This window comes from Thiocystis minor, from assembly GCF_016653465.1.
GTDB lineage: Bacteria > Pseudomonadota > Gammaproteobacteria > Chromatiales > Chromatiaceae > Chromatium > Chromatium minus.
Genome location: NZ_NHSQ01000153.1, coordinates 1 through 14,761, shown reverse-complemented (window position 1 = coordinate 14,761; position 14,761 = coordinate 1). Strand labels below are relative to the sequence as shown.

Annotated in this window: 12 protein-coding genes and 1 pseudogene; 4 read left to right on the top strand and 9 right to left on the bottom strand. The window is 61.8% G+C overall.

The genetic code is table 11. From position 1 onward, the window contains the following. The first annotated feature begins 292 nt into the window (after positions 1-292). A complete protein-coding gene (locus CCR95_RS20750) occupies positions 293-574 on the top strand; it encodes an acyl-CoA thioesterase (RefSeq protein WP_201098051.1) in 282 nt (93 codons plus the stop codon). A gap of 270 nt (positions 575-844) precedes the next feature. Here CCR95_RS20750 and CCR95_RS20745 read toward each other — a convergent pair whose 3' ends face one another. Together CCR95_RS20745 and parA are read right to left on the bottom strand one after the other, a co-directional pair. Then, a complete protein-coding gene (locus CCR95_RS20745; RefSeq protein WP_201098049.1) occupies positions 845-1,147 on the bottom strand; it encodes a ribbon-helix-helix domain-containing protein in 303 nt (100 codons plus the stop codon). Then, positions 1,144-1,821 carry a ParA family partition ATPase gene (gene parA, locus CCR95_RS20740; protein WP_201098047.1) on the bottom strand — a complete coding sequence of 226 codons (678 nt, stop codon included), beginning with the start codon at positions 1,819-1,821 and terminating at the stop codon, positions 1,144-1,146. The genes CCR95_RS20745 and parA overlap by 4 nt, the downstream gene beginning before the upstream one ends. 90 nt (positions 1,822-1,911) lie before the next feature. Here parA and CCR95_RS20735 point away from each other — a divergent pair, with 90 nt between their 5' ends. Beyond that, on the top strand, positions 1,912-3,072 hold the full coding sequence (locus CCR95_RS20735; protein ID WP_201098045.1) for a glycerol dehydrogenase: 1,161 nt from the start codon (positions 1,912-1,914) through the stop codon (positions 3,070-3,072). Positions 3,073-3,126: 54 nt separating this feature from the next. On the opposite strand, the gene CCR95_RS20730 is transcribed toward CCR95_RS20735, so the two are convergent. From CCR95_RS20730 to CCR95_RS20715, 4 genes and pseudogenes are all read right to left on the bottom strand, one after another. Beyond that, on the bottom strand, positions 3,127-3,336 hold the full coding sequence (locus CCR95_RS20730; protein WP_242523391.1) for a YiaA/YiaB family inner membrane protein: 210 nt from the start codon (positions 3,334-3,336) through the stop codon (positions 3,127-3,129). Between the two features lie 94 nt (positions 3,337-3,430). Then, on the bottom strand, positions 3,431-4,048 hold the full coding sequence (locus tag CCR95_RS20725) for a DUF2238 domain-containing protein (protein ID WP_201098043.1): 618 nt from the start codon (positions 4,046-4,048) through the stop codon (positions 3,431-3,433). 110 nt (positions 4,049-4,158) lie between these two features. Beyond that, on the bottom strand, positions 4,159-5,376 hold the full coding sequence (locus tag CCR95_RS20720; protein WP_201098041.1) for an IS110 family RNA-guided transposase: 1,218 nt from the start codon (positions 5,374-5,376) through the stop codon (positions 4,159-4,161). Between the two features lie 527 nt (positions 5,377-5,903). Then, positions 5,904-6,206 (bottom strand): annotated as a pseudogene (locus tag CCR95_RS20715) (Tn3 family transposase); the annotation flags it as partial. A 170-nt stretch (positions 6,207-6,376) separates the two neighbouring features. Between CCR95_RS20715 and CCR95_RS20710 the strand changes: the two are divergent. Then, the gene (locus CCR95_RS20710) at positions 6,377-7,909 is read left to right on the top strand and encodes a response regulator (protein WP_201098039.1); all 1,533 of its coding nucleotides are present in this window, start codon (positions 6,377-6,379) and stop codon (positions 7,907-7,909) included. Between the two features lie 299 nt (positions 7,910-8,208). Then, positions 8,209-12,861, top strand: a complete 4,653-nt coding sequence (locus CCR95_RS20705; protein WP_201098037.1) for a CHASE domain-containing protein — start codon at positions 8,209-8,211, stop codon at positions 12,859-12,861. A 302-nt stretch (positions 12,862-13,163) separates the two neighbouring features. Here the strand turns inward: CCR95_RS20705 and CCR95_RS20700 are convergent, their stop codons facing one another. From CCR95_RS20700 to CCR95_RS20690, 3 genes are all read right to left on the bottom strand, one after another. Then, a complete protein-coding gene (locus CCR95_RS20700; RefSeq protein ID WP_201098035.1) occupies positions 13,164-13,520 on the bottom strand; it encodes a hypothetical protein in 357 nt (118 codons plus the stop codon). Beyond that, complete coding sequence (locus CCR95_RS20695; RefSeq protein ID WP_201098033.1) at positions 13,517-13,768, bottom strand: hypothetical protein; 252 nt, start codon at positions 13,766-13,768, stop codon at positions 13,517-13,519. Before CCR95_RS20695 ends, CCR95_RS20700 begins: the two co-directional genes overlap by 4 nt. Positions 13,769-13,869: 101 nt before the next feature. Further along, positions 13,870-14,382 (bottom strand): siphovirus Gp157 family protein, encoded by a 513-nt coding sequence (locus CCR95_RS20690; RefSeq protein WP_201098031.1) that lies wholly within the window; start codon positions 14,380-14,382, stop codon positions 13,870-13,872. Positions 14,383-14,761 lie beyond the last annotated feature (379 nt).

Here is a 14,761-nt window from a genome sequence, read left to right as displayed (position 1 = left end):
CAACTGCTCTGGGGTAGACTGGAACATGGGCGACCTCGTTTAGCTTCTCCGAAGCGTTCTTGGCGGAACACCAATTTTATCAATTGGTTAAACGAGTGTCGCCCGTTTTTATGAATAATCCGGGCTAGAAAGGGCTGTCGAAAACCCGATTCGAAAACTCGGTCTACATGGTTATCCGACAGGTAAATGGCGGCTCATGACAGAGGTGTTGGGTCTACCCCATGTAGTGACTCTCTCCGTCGATCAGGTGTTCTTTCGCGAGCCGGTCCATGTCGGCGAACTCTTGACGTGATTGGCCTCCGTCAACGACACGGGCACGACCTCGATGGAGGTGGGAATTCGGGTGCTGGCCAAGGACATCATCCAGAAGCCCCGCCGCCATGTGATCACCTGCTATTTCACCATGGTCGCCGTCGACGATCAGGGTCAGCCGACCCCGATCCCGCCGCGGGTGATCGAGACGCTCCTGGAGCAACGACGTTATCAGGCGGGGGCATTGCGCTGCGAGATCGAGCGACGGACGCTGGAGATCAAGCGGTGGCACCGCTGGGAAGCGAACCAGGGAGGGGCGTAGGGGAGGGCGAAGACCAACCCCCTGTGTGCTTGGATGTCATCTTGCATTAATGTTGGCATGATCATCTGCCAACAGAACTTCATGCAAGATGGGGTAGAACCAGTCGTCTTGTGATCAGCGGTCATCGCGCGCGACAAGGGTTCAAGGCGCCGTGGAACGGACAACCGAGTTCCACATCCGCCATCCTCTCTGCAAGCGGACGATGGATGGTCAAATAATACAACACGAATACATGCTTGCATGATGCTATCATTTCATGTCGTCATCCAGTCATGCAATATGAGGTTTTCCGTGCTTCTTGAACAGGTCATTAATGGCTTCGGTCATGAGCGCCTGGATGGTGGTTTCCTCGGCGGCGGCCATCATCTTGATCTGCTTGAGCACCGCCGGATCGAAATACCCGGTCAGCGCCTTCTTGCCTTGGCGGCTGGGCGGTAAGGGAGCTTTCGGCGGCCCCGTCGCGGACGAGGTCGGCACGGGTGTGGGGTCAGCGGTTTCCTTTGCGACGGGTGCCCGCTGATCAAGCTGGCCTAACGCCTTCAACAAACCGCCGGTCGTGGATTTTCTGGTCATGCTTTTCGTCTCGTCTCACGCGGTCGCGCTTTCTTGACCGTTTTCTTGATGGCTGTCATGTCCACTTGTTTGCAGATGAGCTTGAACAGCGCCTGAATTTCGTCCGCCGCTTTGCCGTCCGGTTCAAACTCCAGCACGGTTTGTCCCCCTGTCAGGGAATGGACGAATGCCATCCGCTGCGTCACGACCACATCCGCCACTTCCAACCCATATCCGCAAATGGCGTCGCCAGCTTCGTCCGCGAGCGATCCACGCGGCGGGGCGGCGTTGATGACGGCTAAAGCGGGCGTGTTGGCCAGATCCGCGAGTTCCTTGGTCACGGTGATCGCCCGCAGGTCGAGGATCGCCGGACGGCAAGGAATCAAGATTAAATCCGCCGCGCGGGCAGCAGCTAAAGCGTCGCGTTCGGAATGCGGAGCGGTGTCGATGAGACAGAAGGCGGCGCCATTCTCCTTGGCCGTTGCCAAAACTTCGTCAAGCTGCGAGGCATGGCTCGAAATCACCACGGGCGTGTCAGCGTCACGGCTTTTGGACCATTCCTTGGCGCTGGCTTGCGGATCGAGGTCGATGATCACGGTCGGATAGCCCGCCGCTTCGGAGGTCACCGCGAGGTTTAAGGCGAGGGTGGTTTTCCCGGTGCCGCCTTTTTGCGAAAGAATGGCGATGGTTTTCATGTCGGAATGCTATCTTAATCGCATCGCGACATGCAAACATGTTGTCCGATGAACCGCCAACAGGCTAGACGACCGCGGCCAGCATAGGCGATGCTTTCGGTTCTGACTTCACCGGGCGAGGACTGCAACGTGCTCAAGATCTTCTGTTCGCCATCGCGTTATGTCCAAGGACGCGATGCCAGCCGTGAACTGGTGCGGGAAATGGTCAAGCTGGGGATCGCCAAGTGCCCATTGATCATCACGGGTCTCCGGGCGCGTCAGGACATCGAGCCGGTGTGGATCGACATCTTTGGCGCGGCCAACATCGATTTTTCGGTGGTGGAATTCGGGGGCGAGTGTTGCGCCTCTGAAATCGACCGTTGCACGCAGGAGGCCCGGCGCACCCAGGCCGGATGCATCGTCGGTGTCGGTGGCGGGAAAGCGCTCGATACCGCCAGGGCGGTGGCCAATGGGCTCGGTCTCCCGGTGGTCTGCTGTCCCACGATTGCGGCCAGTGATGCGCCATGCAGCGCCTTGTCCGTGGTCTACACCGCCGCGGGGGTCTTTGAACAATGCCTGTTTTACAAACGCAATCCCGATCTGGTCTTGGTGGATACCCGCGTGATTGCCCGCGCGCCGGTGCGCTATCTCATCGCGGGTATGGGTGATGCCTTGGCCACTTGGTTCGAGGCGGAGACGGTCCAGCGGGCGTCTCGGCCCAATGTGCTGGGCGGCGGGGGCACGCTGGCGGCAATGGCGATTGCCAGGCTGTGCTATCAAACCCTGTTACGGGACGGTGAGGCCGCCGTTGCGGCGGTGCGGGTGGGAGCGGTGACGCCGGCCTTGGAACGCATCATCGAGACGAACATTTTGCTGTCTGGGCTGGGATTCGAATCGGGCGGACTGGCGGTCGCCCATGCGCTGCATAACGGGCTGACGGTCGTCCCGGAGACCCATCGCTGCTTACATGGTGAGAAAGTCGCCTTTGGCACCCTGGTGCAATTGGTGTTGGAGGGTCGGGACCTGGCGGAGATCGAGGAGGTGATGCGCTTCTGCGCGGCGGTGGGGTTACCACTCACGTTGCAGGCGCTCGGGATCGAGACGCTGTCCCCGGAACAGGCGCGAATGATTGCGGAGCGGACGCTGGCGCCGGGGGAGAGTTCACACCATGAACCCTTTGAATTGACCTGGGTGGCGATCAAGGATGCGCTGTTGGCGGCGGATGCGCTGGGACGTGACTTTCTCGCGGCAAGTCAGCCAAAACCTGCCTGATCCACAGGATTGATGCGGAGGTGCCAGTGATAGGCATACTTCACGCATGTCGCCTTAACCACAGCCTTCGAGCCGGTCGCGCACCGATTTTTGCAGCGAGACGGCAGAGAACAGGCCATACATCAGGAGCGTAAAGTAATAGCCCTTTTCGTTGAGCGGCATCGGCGCATTCCAAAGACCGATCAGGTAGGCCATGGCGCCGATGAGCAAGGCAAGCCAGGAAGCTCCGATGAAGGCGTTGGTCGGGCGTCGGTCGTTTGACATGAGGCGGCTCCGAGGTGAGTGGACGAGCGCGATGCCGGCCAGTGCTTCGGCAAAATCGTGGTGCACGGACGCTGACAAGATGTCTCGGTTAGTTTCAATCCTGATGCGGTCGTTGTTGAAGTCGCCGATCCTGAAGGCGTGAAAACAGCACCAGCGCGGTAACGGCGCCGATCAGCGAAAAGAACATATCCGATTGCGTATCCCAGGGATCGCCTTGCGTGCCGAGGAAGTCATCCGCGCCCTGTCCGAGCAACACGGCCACCGCCCATTCGATCAACTCATAAGTCGCGCTGATCGCCAAAACGACGCAAACCACCAGGAAGGCGAGCATGCGCTTTCCTTGCACACAGGCGCCGCGAATCAGAATCTCCCGCGTGACGAGGGCAGGCACGAAGCCCTGAAAGAAGTGGCCGATCTTGTCATAAGGGTTGCGGCTGAGGTCCAGGAGATCGGCAATTTGGAAACCCAGCGGCACCCGCGCATAGGTGTAAGCGCCGCCGAGCATCAACACCAGCGCATGCAGAAAAATGCCGGCATAGACCAGCGTGGTCAGCGGATATCGCCGGTAGGTGGCCCACAACAGGGGCAGGACGATGACGATTGGGAGAACTTCGAGCGCCCAGGTGGCACGGTCATAGGGCCGCACCCCCGACACGACGAGGAGCGCGAGGAGGACCAGTGACGCGATGACCAGGGGTGTGGTGCGGGTCATGATGCATTCTCCAGTCGCAGGAGGTTGCCATGAAAGCCCAGTCTGTTGCGCGCAAAAGAGTCTTGCCGCCGCCGTCGCGACGGTTTGCAGCATTGGTCAACCGAAGCGGATCAGGCGGTTTGCGGCAGATGGCCGAATTTTTTCAGTTGCCTGATCCAGCGCGGTGCCTTGCGTTGCACCGCCAATGCTTCATCGTCGACCGTCTCATCGCGATAAGGTACGCGGCGCGCCAGCAGCACATAAACGATCTTGAGCAGCTGATGGGCAATCGCGACGATTGCCCGCTTGGCTCCCCGACGAATGACCAAGCCTTGGTAGCGGCTCTTGAATTGGCTGGCGGTGCGGGTGGCGGCCCAGGCGATTTCGCACAGCAGCGCACGCACATAACGGTTGCCCTTGGGGGTCTTCGCGCTTCTGCGCTTGCCGGCGGATTGATCGTTGCCCGGACAGAGGCCGGCCCATTTGGCCAGGCACCCGGCGCGACCGAAGGCGGTCATGTCGTCGCCGATCTCCACCAGCAGTTTGGCCGCTGCCAGGGTATCGATGCCGGGAATGGTCAGCAGGAGATCCATGGCGGGCTGGTAAGGTGCCATGGCCGTGATGAGTTCGCGCTCCAGGGCGCCAAGGTCCGCCTCCAGCGCATCGAGATGGCGCCGCAACAGGCGCGCCACGAACAGATGCTCGGCGCTCAATTCGCCTTCCAGCGCGGCGGCGAGTTCCTCGCGCGGCGCCTTGAGCCGTCCGGCATGGCGCAGCGCCTGTTGTGGAGTACCGCCGTCAAGCAGACAATCAATCATCGCGCGTGCCGCGACCCCGTGGGGATCGGACACCACCGCCGAGAGACGGATGCCGGCATCCCCGAGCACGCGCACCAAGCGGTTCTTTTCGGCCCCCAGCAAGGCGGTCAGACGCTGATGGTGGCGGGAGAGTTGACGCAGGTTGCGCAACCGCTCCGGTGGGATGAAACTGCCGCGCAACAGACCCGCGCGCGCCAGCATCGCCAACCACTCGGCGTCGGCCACGTCGGTCTTGCGGCCAGGAACCTTTTTCACATGCTGAGCATTGACCACCAGCGCGCGAATGCCGAGTCGTTCCAAGTACGCATAGGGACTCTTCCAATCGATGCCGGTACTCTCCATGACCACCGTCTCGGGGGCGAAGCCGGCGATCCAGTTGGCCATCTCCAGCCGCTCCCGACGGAACCCGCCGAAGCGGCGCCGATGCACCTGCGGCTCGCCGTCGGGATTCTCAGTAATGACACAGACTTCGATCAAATTTAGGTGGATGTCCATGCCCACCGCGCAACGACAGATGGGTATCAGGTCCATGGCGACCTCCACAGACGTCAGTGATACAGCGCGGTTAGACGGAGATCTGTCGTGGTTCCGATGGAGATCCTGGCCGTTCGCCGCAGGCCCGCACGGGGCTGCGGCGCCACGGTCGGCGTGGTTGCCATACGCGCTCAATCAAGGCAGCAGTTCGGGGTCCGCGTCGAAACCACAGGCACATGTTGGGGTTCGCAGTCGCGCTGACAGTCCTACGACGGCCTTGCGACAGCACCTCCGCCGCTCAGATATGGCTTTCATGGGAGGGGGTGTCAAGGCCGATGACATGACCGTTGGAGTGGAACACCCACGAAGCGGCGGTGATGGCGTCCATCGGGAGAGCCCCGACGAAACGCGTCAGCTTGATACCAACATGATTTCTTAACCACATCACCGCATGTCAACATGTCACCTTGATTCAGAGCCGCGAGGCGATCAGCGTCCGATGCGACGAGCACGTCGCTTGTTCCTGACGCGCCGGCGGATGCGTTAGGTCATGGGGTTGTAAGCCCAAACCGCTGAAAATTCCGTCAGCCCAAATCCAGTCCCGCCAGGATCGCATCCAGGTCAATGATCTGGCCGGTACTGCGGAAGGTGTAGTGCCCATTCAGATGGACGTGGCGCCACGCCGCAGGTGAGGTTGTTTTGATCAACGCCAGCGCTTTCGCATTGCCACTCGCCTCGTATCTGTCGAGCAGGCGCGAGAGGATGGTGGAGTTGTAATAGAGGATGGTGTTCGCGATCAGGCGCGCACACTGATTGCTGATCTCGATGGCGATGTCGGTTCGGCCCGTGAGTTCCTTTTTGCCACCCACTTGGGCGATGGTCTCTCGGTTCGCAAGATCGCCAAGGTACTGGGCTATTCGAGCCACATCGCCCTGAACACGTACATCAACAAACGGGGGCTCCATCAATCCGCCAAGATGTGATCGAAACGCTTTCGATGAGGCCGCACGAACCCTGACGGAATTTTCGGCGGTTTGGGCTTACAACCCCCAAATCGGTGCGGCCCGTTGCCAGTTCCGGCTACGAACAAGGCTATCTGGACAGCGTGCGGATCTCCTGGGACGGGGGCAGCGAGTACGGGCGTGGACCGACCGGGGCGGCCATTCGCACCGGCCTCACCCAGATCAATCAAGACTGTCGCACCAACCCGCGCATGGCCCCCTGGCGCGAGGCCGTCCTCCAGCGTGGTTACCAAGCGAGCATAGCGCTTCCGCTGCGGGGACGGTCGCCGCTGTTGGGCGCTTTGACCCTGTATGCGGCGGAACCGGATGCCTTTAACGCCGAGGAAGTGGATCTCCTGGAAGAACTGGCCCGCGATATTGCGTTCGGGATCGACATCCTGCACCTACAGCGACGGCGCCGGGCCGCCGAATCCGCTACCCAGGCCAAAAGTGCCTTTCTCGCCAATCTGAGCCATGAGATCCGGACGCCGCTCAATGCCATGATCGGTCTGGCACACCTCATGCGGCGCGACGGCGTCCCCCACCAACAGGCGGAACGGCTCGACAAAATCGAGACCGCTGGACAGCATCTACTGGCCATTATCAATGCCGTTCTCGACCTCTCGAAGATCGAAGCCAGTCAGTTCACCCTGGAGGAAACGGGCCTCAGTCTTGAGGGCATCACGGCCAATGTCGTCTCGATCCTCATCGACAAGGCACACACCAAGCAGCTCCAATTAGCGGTTGAGATCGGCCCACTGCCGCCTGACCTCCTCGGTGACCCGACCCGGATCCAGCAGGCGCTGCTGAACTACACCACCAATGCCATTAAATTTACCGACACCGGAACCATCACGTTGCGTGCGATGCTGGAAGAGGATCTCGGAGAGTCAGCGCGGGTCCGTTTTGAGGTTCAGGACACCGGGATCGGCATCGCGCCCGAGCACTTACCCAGGTTATTTACCAACTTCGAGCAAGCGGATCGCTCGATCACCCGACACTATGGTGGCACCGGGCTTGGTCTTGCCCTCACCAGGCGACTGGCACAGTTAATGGGCGGGGATGCCGGGGTGATCAGCAATGTCGGCGTGGGAAGTACCTTCTGGTTCACCGTGAGTTTAAAAAAAGGGCTGCCAGCGGCGATGGCCGTGCCCGCCTTGCCAAGTGGCGAGGCCGCGATCCGGCTGATGCGCGACTATCCTGGTCGACGCATCCTGCTCGCCGAAGACGAACCCATCAACCGCGAGGTCGCCTGTGGGCTCATGGCGGATCTGGGGCTGACGATCGAGACCGCGGCGGATGGCCTGGAGGCGCTCGAATTGACCCGTCGCCAGCCCTATGACCTGATCCTCATGGACATGCAGATGCCGATCATGGATGGTCTGGAGGCAACCCGTCGGATCCGCCAGTTGCCCCATGGCGCCCAGGTACCGATCCTGGCGATGACAGCGAACACCTTCACGGAGGATAAGGTGCGTTGCCTGGACGCCGGGATGAACGATTTCATCGCCAAACCGGTCGATCCTGACGCGCTCTTCGCCACCTTGCTTACCTGGCTCAGTCAAGCGCCAGGCGCAACCCAGCCGTGACCGACAAACAGCGAACCCGGTGCCGACCATCGCGCATGACGGAAGCAGACTCAACACTACAGGACCGATTTCCCCCGCACTCGAACAGGTGTTTCAGGATGATCTGATCGACCAGAAGCGGCGCACCACTCGGGAAGGTGGCTTGCACTGATGCACTGACTGTGAGCGCCACCCGAAAGCGTGAATCACGGCATCCGAGCAGGCACAAGGCAATGCCTGCTCGCAAAGGGCGGATGATTTGCGAGCGGCGACCGTTCGACGCGAGGATAATCGGCGAGCCGATCCCTCCTTTCAGGCCAATGATGCTCACCTCCCGTCGATCCCAGAAGACCAGCCTCGCCTGGATGGCGCTCGGCGTCGGGTTACTCACCAGTCTTTACGCCGGCCTTTTGGTCAAGCAGGACATTGAACAGGATGCCGCGAAACAGTTCGCGTTCAGTTGCGATCAGGTCGCGCTCAAGATCCAGGAACGATTGAGCGCGTATGCGCTGATTCTCCGAGGTGGCGCCGCCCTGTTTGCGGCGTCGGAAACGGTGGCGCGCGAGGACTGGCGGACCTATGTCGAGATCCTGCGCGCGAGCGGCAGTGTGCCCGGTGTGCAGGGGATCGGCTTCGCCCAAGTCATCCTTCCGGAGCAACTCGCGGCCCATGTCGCCAGGATTCGTGGCGAAGGGTTTCCCGACTACCGGATCAGCCCGCCCGGCGAGCGCTCGCTCTATACGTCCATCATTTACCTCGAACCCTTCCGCGAGCGTAACCTGCGCGCCTTCGGGTACGACATGTACACCGAGCCCGTGCGCCGGGCCGCGATGGCGCTGGCGCGCGATACCGGCGAAGCCGCCCTGTCCGGCAAGGTCCAACTCGTACAGGAGACCACGACCGATGTCCAGGCCGGGACCCTCCTGTATGTCCCGGTCTATCGCCACGGCGCCCCGGTGAACACGGTGGAGGAACGCCGGACCGCGCTGCTGGGCTGGGTCTATAGCCCCTACCGTATGAATGATTTGATGACCGGCCTGCTACACGACTGGGCAAGCCAAGACGCCCTGAGTGTCGACCTGGGCATTTACGATGGTCGCGAGGGGTCGCCGACCCATCTGCTCTTCGACAGCCAACCCGCCGTCGACGCGGATGCGCATTCCCTGTTTTACCAGCAGCGCACCCTCGACCTGTACGGGCAGTCATGGCGGCTGGTGTTTGATCACACCACGGCCAGCCTCAGTTATACGCCGGCCTGGTTCACCCTGGCGGCAGGCGTCGGGCTCAGTGCCTTGCTGTGCGGATTGCTGCTGTCCATCCGCAACACGCGCGCCAACGCGCGACACCTCGCCCAAACACTCACCGCCGACATTCGGCAACGCGAAGCGCAGATCCACCTCCTGCTGAATTCCACCGCCGAGGCGATCTACGGGATCGACCTGCACGGCCACTGTACGTTCTGCAATCACGCCTGCCTTCAACTGCTGGGATACCAGCATCCCGAGGACCTACTCGGCCAGAACATGCATTGGCGGATTCACGCCAAACACGCCGATGGCACGCCCTTCCCCGTTGAAGATTGTCGAATTTTTCAAGCCTTTCAAACCGGCGACCGCATTCATGTGGAGGACGAAGTGCTGTGGCGGGCGGATGGCACCGCGTTTCCGGTCGAATATTGGTCCTCTCCACAACACCGCGACGGCGTCGTGGTCGGCGCCGTGGTGTCCTTTTTAGACATCACCGCGCGCCAACAGACTGAGGAGCAGCTTCACGTACAGGCATTGATCCTGGATCAGATCCAGGATTTCGTCACCCTGACCGATCTGAAGGGCACCATCACCTACATCAACCGAACCCAAGCCGAGACCGGGCATTTCTCCCGTGACGAGCCGATTGGTCAACCGGTCTCCGACTATGGGGACGACCCTGAGGCCGAGGCCACCCAACAGGAAATTCTAACGGCCACGCTCACGCAAGGGGCCTGGAAGGGGCGGGTGGTGAACACCCGGCCAGATGGCTCGCGTCTTCATGTCCATTTACGCACCAATCTCCTCAAGAACGCGTTGGGTCAACCCATGGCGCTGGTCGGGATTGGCACGGATGTCACCGAGCAATTACGGGCGGAACAGGCATTACGGACCAGTCAGCGCCAACTGGCCGACCTCATCGACTTTTTGCCCGACGCCACCCTAGCGATCGATCGGGACAAGCGCGTCATCCTCTGGAACCGGGCCATCGAGCAGATGACGGGCGTTCCGGCGTCCGCGATGCTCGGTCAAGGTGATCACGCCTACACCATCCCCTTCTATGGCGAGGCGCGACCGCAGTTGATGGATCTGGTCTTTCAAGACGATCCGGCGCTGTTGACGCAGTATCCGCACCTGCGCCGCGAGGGGGAGACGCTGGTGGCGGACGTTTTTTGCCAGGCTCTGCACCCGCCGCAGGGGGCGTGGCTCTTTGCCAAGGTGTCGCCCTTGCGCGATGCCACCGGGCAGGTGATCGGGGCGATTGAAATCCTCCGTGACATCACCGAGCACAAACAGGCCGAGCGCGAACAGGCGCGCCTTAACCGCGCGCTCCGCCTGCTCAGCGAATGCAACCTGACCTTGATTCGGGTCGACAGTGAGCCGCAGTTGCTGGCCGAGGTCTGTCGGCTCGTGGTCGAAACCGGCGGCCATTTGATGGCCTGGGTGGGATTGGCCGAACAGGATGCCGAAAAATCGGTGCGTCCCGTCGCCCAGTCCGGTTACGAGGAAGGGTATTTGGAGCGCATCCGCGTCTCGTGGGATGAGGCATTGGCGATTGGTCGAGGCCCCACTGGCACCGCGATCCGAACCGGCGTGACCCAAGTCAACCACCACGTCTTGACGAATCCGGCGATGCGCCCGTGGCGGGACGCGGCCATCCGGCGTGGTTATCAATCCATCATGGCCATCCCTTTGGTGAGTCCTGAGCAACGGCTGGGCGCGTTGACGGTGTATGCCGCCGCCCCCGAGGCGTTCGGTGCGGAGGAGGTGAGGCTACTGGAAGAACTGGCCGCCAACCTGACCTTCGGCATCCAGACCCTGCGCACGCGCCTCGAACGGGCGGCCGCCGAGGCGGCCAATCGGGCCAAGAGTACCTTCCTGGCCACCATGAGCCACGAGATCCGCACGCCCATGAATGCCATCATCGGGCTCACTCACCTGGCCCAGCGCCACGCGCGGGAACCCACCCAGCAGACGCATCTGCACAAGATCGGGGAGGCGGCGCAGCATCTGCTGGGGATTCTCAACGACATTCTCGACTTTTCCAAAATTGAGGCAGGGCGACTCCAGCTTGAGGAAGGCGACTTCGCACTGGCGCAGGTTCTCCATCATCTGACGACTCTGACCGAGGACAAGGCACGGGCCCAGGGACTGATGCTCCGCGAGGAGATCGATCCGGCGCTGTCGGGCACCCTGCACGGCGATCCCCTGCGGTTAGGGCAGATCCTGCTCAACTTCGTGGGCAATGCCCTCAAATTCACGGAGCATGGCTCCATCACGCTGCGCGCCAAGGTGCTGGAAGACACCAGCACGGCATGGCTGGTCCGCTTCGAGGTGGAAGACACCGGGATCGGGGTCGCGCCGGCAGAGCAGGCGCGCCTGTTCCACGCCTTCGAGCAGGCAGACGGGTCCATCACCCGCCGTTATGGCGGCTCCGGTCTCGGGCTGGCGATCAATCGCCGACTGGCGCACCTGATGGGGGGACAGGTGGGGCTCGAAAGCCGGGTCGGCGAGGGCAGTCTGTTCTGGTTCACCGCCCGTTTTGGCAAGTGTGCCGAATCGGCCCTTCCCCGCCTGCCGGGCGAGACGGCGGCGACGGCGAGCGTCGCCGCCGAAGCGACGCTGATGGCCCAGTATGCGGGCACCCGAATCCTGCTGGCGGAAGATAACCCGATCAACCAGGAGGTCGCCCTGGGACTCTTGCAGGGACTGGGGTTTGAGGTTGATCTGGCGGAAAACGGCGCGGAGGCCGTGGCGATGGCGCGGCGAGTGGAGTATGCCCTCATTTTGATGGACATGCAGATGCCGGTGTTGGGCGGGCTGGAAGCGACCCAGGCCATCCGCCGTTTGCCGCAACACCAAAACACCCCGATCCTGGCAATGACCGCCAATGCCTTTGACGAAGACCGACGAACCTGTCTGGAGGCGGGCATGAGCGATCATGTCGGGAAACCGGTACAACCCGAAGTCCTGTTTTCCCTGCTGCTGCAATGGTTGCGCCAGACGGGCGCGGGCGCCACCGCGGAGTCACCCGCCCCCTCCACCCACAGCGACCTGCGTGAGCGGCTGTGCCACCTCGATGGATTGGACGTGGACGCCGGGCTGCAACCCGTTCGCGGCCAGTTCGCGACCTATCTGCGGTTACTCGATGCCTTCGTGACCAATCATCGTGACGATCTGCACGCGCTACGTCGCCAACTGCGCGCGGGTGATCGGGTGGCGGCCTGCCGTCAAGTCCACACCCTGAAAGGACTCTCCGCAACCCTGGGAGCGCGGAAGGTGCAGACCCTGGCCGCCGCCCTAGAGGCGACCCTCCGGGAACCGGCGGCGGACGCGGTCATTGAACCGCAGGTGTTGGCACTGGACATCGAGCTGCACACGTTGATGGCGGAGCTGGCGAGGCTCCTGCCGCGCCACGAGGCGCCAGCACCCGTGGCGGTGGAATGGCCACGGGTGCTGACTGTCCTGACACAGCTCACGACTCTGTTGGCCGAAGACGATACCGAAGCCAACCGGGTGTTCCGCGATGCCGCGCCACTCCTGATGGCGGCCTTGGGCGAACCGGCGCGCGAGATCGGGCGCCTGATTGCGGCATTCGATTATGCCTCGGCATTGGCGTGGTTGCGCGAGATCCTGGCCACCTGGCCAGAGATCAGCGACGATCCGGAGACCGATCCCCGGCGGGAAACTGACGATTTCCAGAGGCCGATTCGATCAAGCCGATAGACGCGCTTTCTGGCTGTCTCTACCGGTGTCCTGGCGTCTCTGTTTAGCGGCTATTTCCTGGTGTTCAACCGCCTTTTTTACCCTTAGGCGTCGGGGCTGTCCCTTTCTGGAAAGGTGCCGGACCCTTGGGCGGGCAAGGGCGGGCGGGGCGTTGGTTGTTTGGCCATCTCAGTTCCTCATGGCGAGTCGGCGACCGAAGGCCGTTGAATCGGGATCGTCGGAGGCTTAGAGATGGGGCTGTCTGTGGAGCCCTGCAAGGCATGACGGCAAAGCAGGGCCGCGCGCTAACCCAAAGACGCCGGTCAATACCCCATCGCCTCGGCGGCATGGTCGCGTTGCCACCGATTTTGTTCCGTCCAGTCGGGAATGGCCATCCCTTCGCCCTCCTGCTCCTGCTCTCGACAGTCGGCCTGCAACTCGGTCAGCGCACAAACTAACGCACCGCCGCGCGTCAGGCGTCCATCGCAATCAAACCCGTCATCGCACCATTCCCAGGTCACGGTATCGCCGTCGTGACTCCAGGTGTTGCCAGACCGCGACCAGCCTTCTTCATCCGGACCACCCGACTGGTGATGCAAGACTTGTCCGGGCTTCAGGGTGATCTTCACCACGGAGTCACGATGCCAGTGCCAAAAGCGGGCATTCGGAGGATTGTTCATGGCTTGATCCTCCCGGTCACCGCCGTTTGGGCCTCATCGGATGTAAGCTTGGACGCCCACTCGGAGACCTGTAACGCCAGATCCCAAATCCAATGCCCTTCGTCATCGAGCCAGTCATCGTGCCCGAGGGCGTTCGCGGTCAGTTCGGCCAGTGCCGTCAGGTGGAGGGCGGGATCGTCCAGGATGGCTTGACGCATGATTCGGCGAGCGTGAAGGTTGAGGTGTCCCTCGGTCAGGGTTTTGCGCATGTCACGGCCTCCTCCGAGCGCGGCGATCCCGATGATCAGGGTGCCGTCGACAGCGCCTCGCTCGGTTGCTGAATTGGAATTGGAATTGAAATCGGAAGGGGTTACTGAATCACCAGCCGTTGGGATTTCTCCAAGTGGGCGCCGGTCACCTTTTTCCCCGCTTTCAAGGCAACGCTGATGTCGGCCTTGAGGATGGTCGTCACGGTTTCGGTGCGGCGGTACGCCTTCGGGATCTTCGCCTCATCGTCCAGCACCACCGAGGGCGGGTTGTTCTGTAACCGGAGCGCCAAGTCCGCCGCCTTCGGCTTCAGGCCCGTGCGTTCGAGTTCCAGCTTCAAATACGCTTTGAGTCGGGCGGCTTGGTTGGCGGTGGCTTTGGCGCGGACGTCCATGCGCCGCTTGGCGTCCTCGATGGCCAAGGCTTCCGCTTCCAAGTTGCGTACATAGCGCGCGACATTCAGCGCCTTGTCTTCCCAGGCTCCGGCCAGTCCTTCCAGGGTGTCGGCAATGGCTTCCGGGGGCAGTTCCTCGATCTCCGCCAGCCCCTCCAGGGCCTCCAAGTATTCGGCGGACAGTTCGTATAGTTTCAGCGTTGCTTTCGCGTTTGCGGTCATGGTCTGGCTCCTTGAACAGCGCACCCGTCCATCCGACTCAGGACGGGCCACGCTGAGTTGAGGGTTGGTGAGGGGTTAACCCGCGAGCAGCGTTTCGGCTTCGTGTTCCAGGCGTTGCGCGTGCGTGAGTTCTTGCTGATACGCGCGGTAGTCATCGGCGTATTGAGCCGTGGTGTTAATCAACATGGAAAACTTCCCAGGGATCCGGGGAAATCAACATTGAATTTTTTCCACCCCGGAGTGGTGCAACCTACCGGCCTTTTGGCCGGAGCAACCTGGGGTGATCAGGATGGAATTCATTGCCGATATCAGACGGCGTCATTTGGTTGACGGGGAGAGCATCAGTGCGATTGCCCGTGATCTTCAGCGGTCTCGTCCG

Bases quoted from the DNA above. Each gene is read 5' to 3' on its own strand.
- parA (WP_201098047.1), bottom strand. From the start codon at position 1,821: ATGAAAACCATCGCCATTCTTTCGCAAAAAGGCGGCACCGGGAAAACC.
- CCR95_RS20720 (WP_201098041.1), bottom strand. From the start codon at position 5,376: ATGGACCTGATACCCATCTGTCGTTGCGCGGTGGGCATGGACATCCAC.
- CCR95_RS20695 (WP_201098033.1), bottom strand. From the start codon at position 13,768: ATGCGCAAAACCCTGACCGAGGGACACCTCAACCTTCACGCTCGCCGA.
- CCR95_RS20690 (WP_201098031.1), bottom strand. From the start codon at position 14,382: ATGACCGCAAACGCGAAAGCAACGCTGAAACTATACGAACTGTCCGCC.
- CCR95_RS20725 (WP_201098043.1), bottom strand. From the start codon at position 4,048: ATGACCCGCACCACACCCCTGGTCATCGCGTCACTGGTCCTCCTCGCG.
- CCR95_RS20700 (WP_201098035.1), bottom strand. From the start codon at position 13,520: ATGAACAATCCTCCGAATGCCCGCTTTTGGCACTGGCATCGTGACTCC.
- CCR95_RS20735 (WP_201098045.1), top strand. From the start codon at position 1,912: ATGCTTTCGGTTCTGACTTCACCGGGCGAGGACTGCAACGTGCTCAAG.
- CCR95_RS20705 (WP_201098037.1), top strand. From the start codon at position 8,209: ATGATGCTCACCTCCCGTCGATCCCAGAAGACCAGCCTCGCCTGGATG.
- CCR95_RS20730 (WP_242523391.1), bottom strand. From the start codon at position 3,336: ATGTCAAACGACCGACGCCCGACCAACGCCTTCATCGGAGCTTCCTGG.
- CCR95_RS20745 (WP_201098049.1), bottom strand. From the start codon at position 1,147: ATGACCAGAAAATCCACGACCGGCGGTTTGTTGAAGGCGTTAGGCCAG.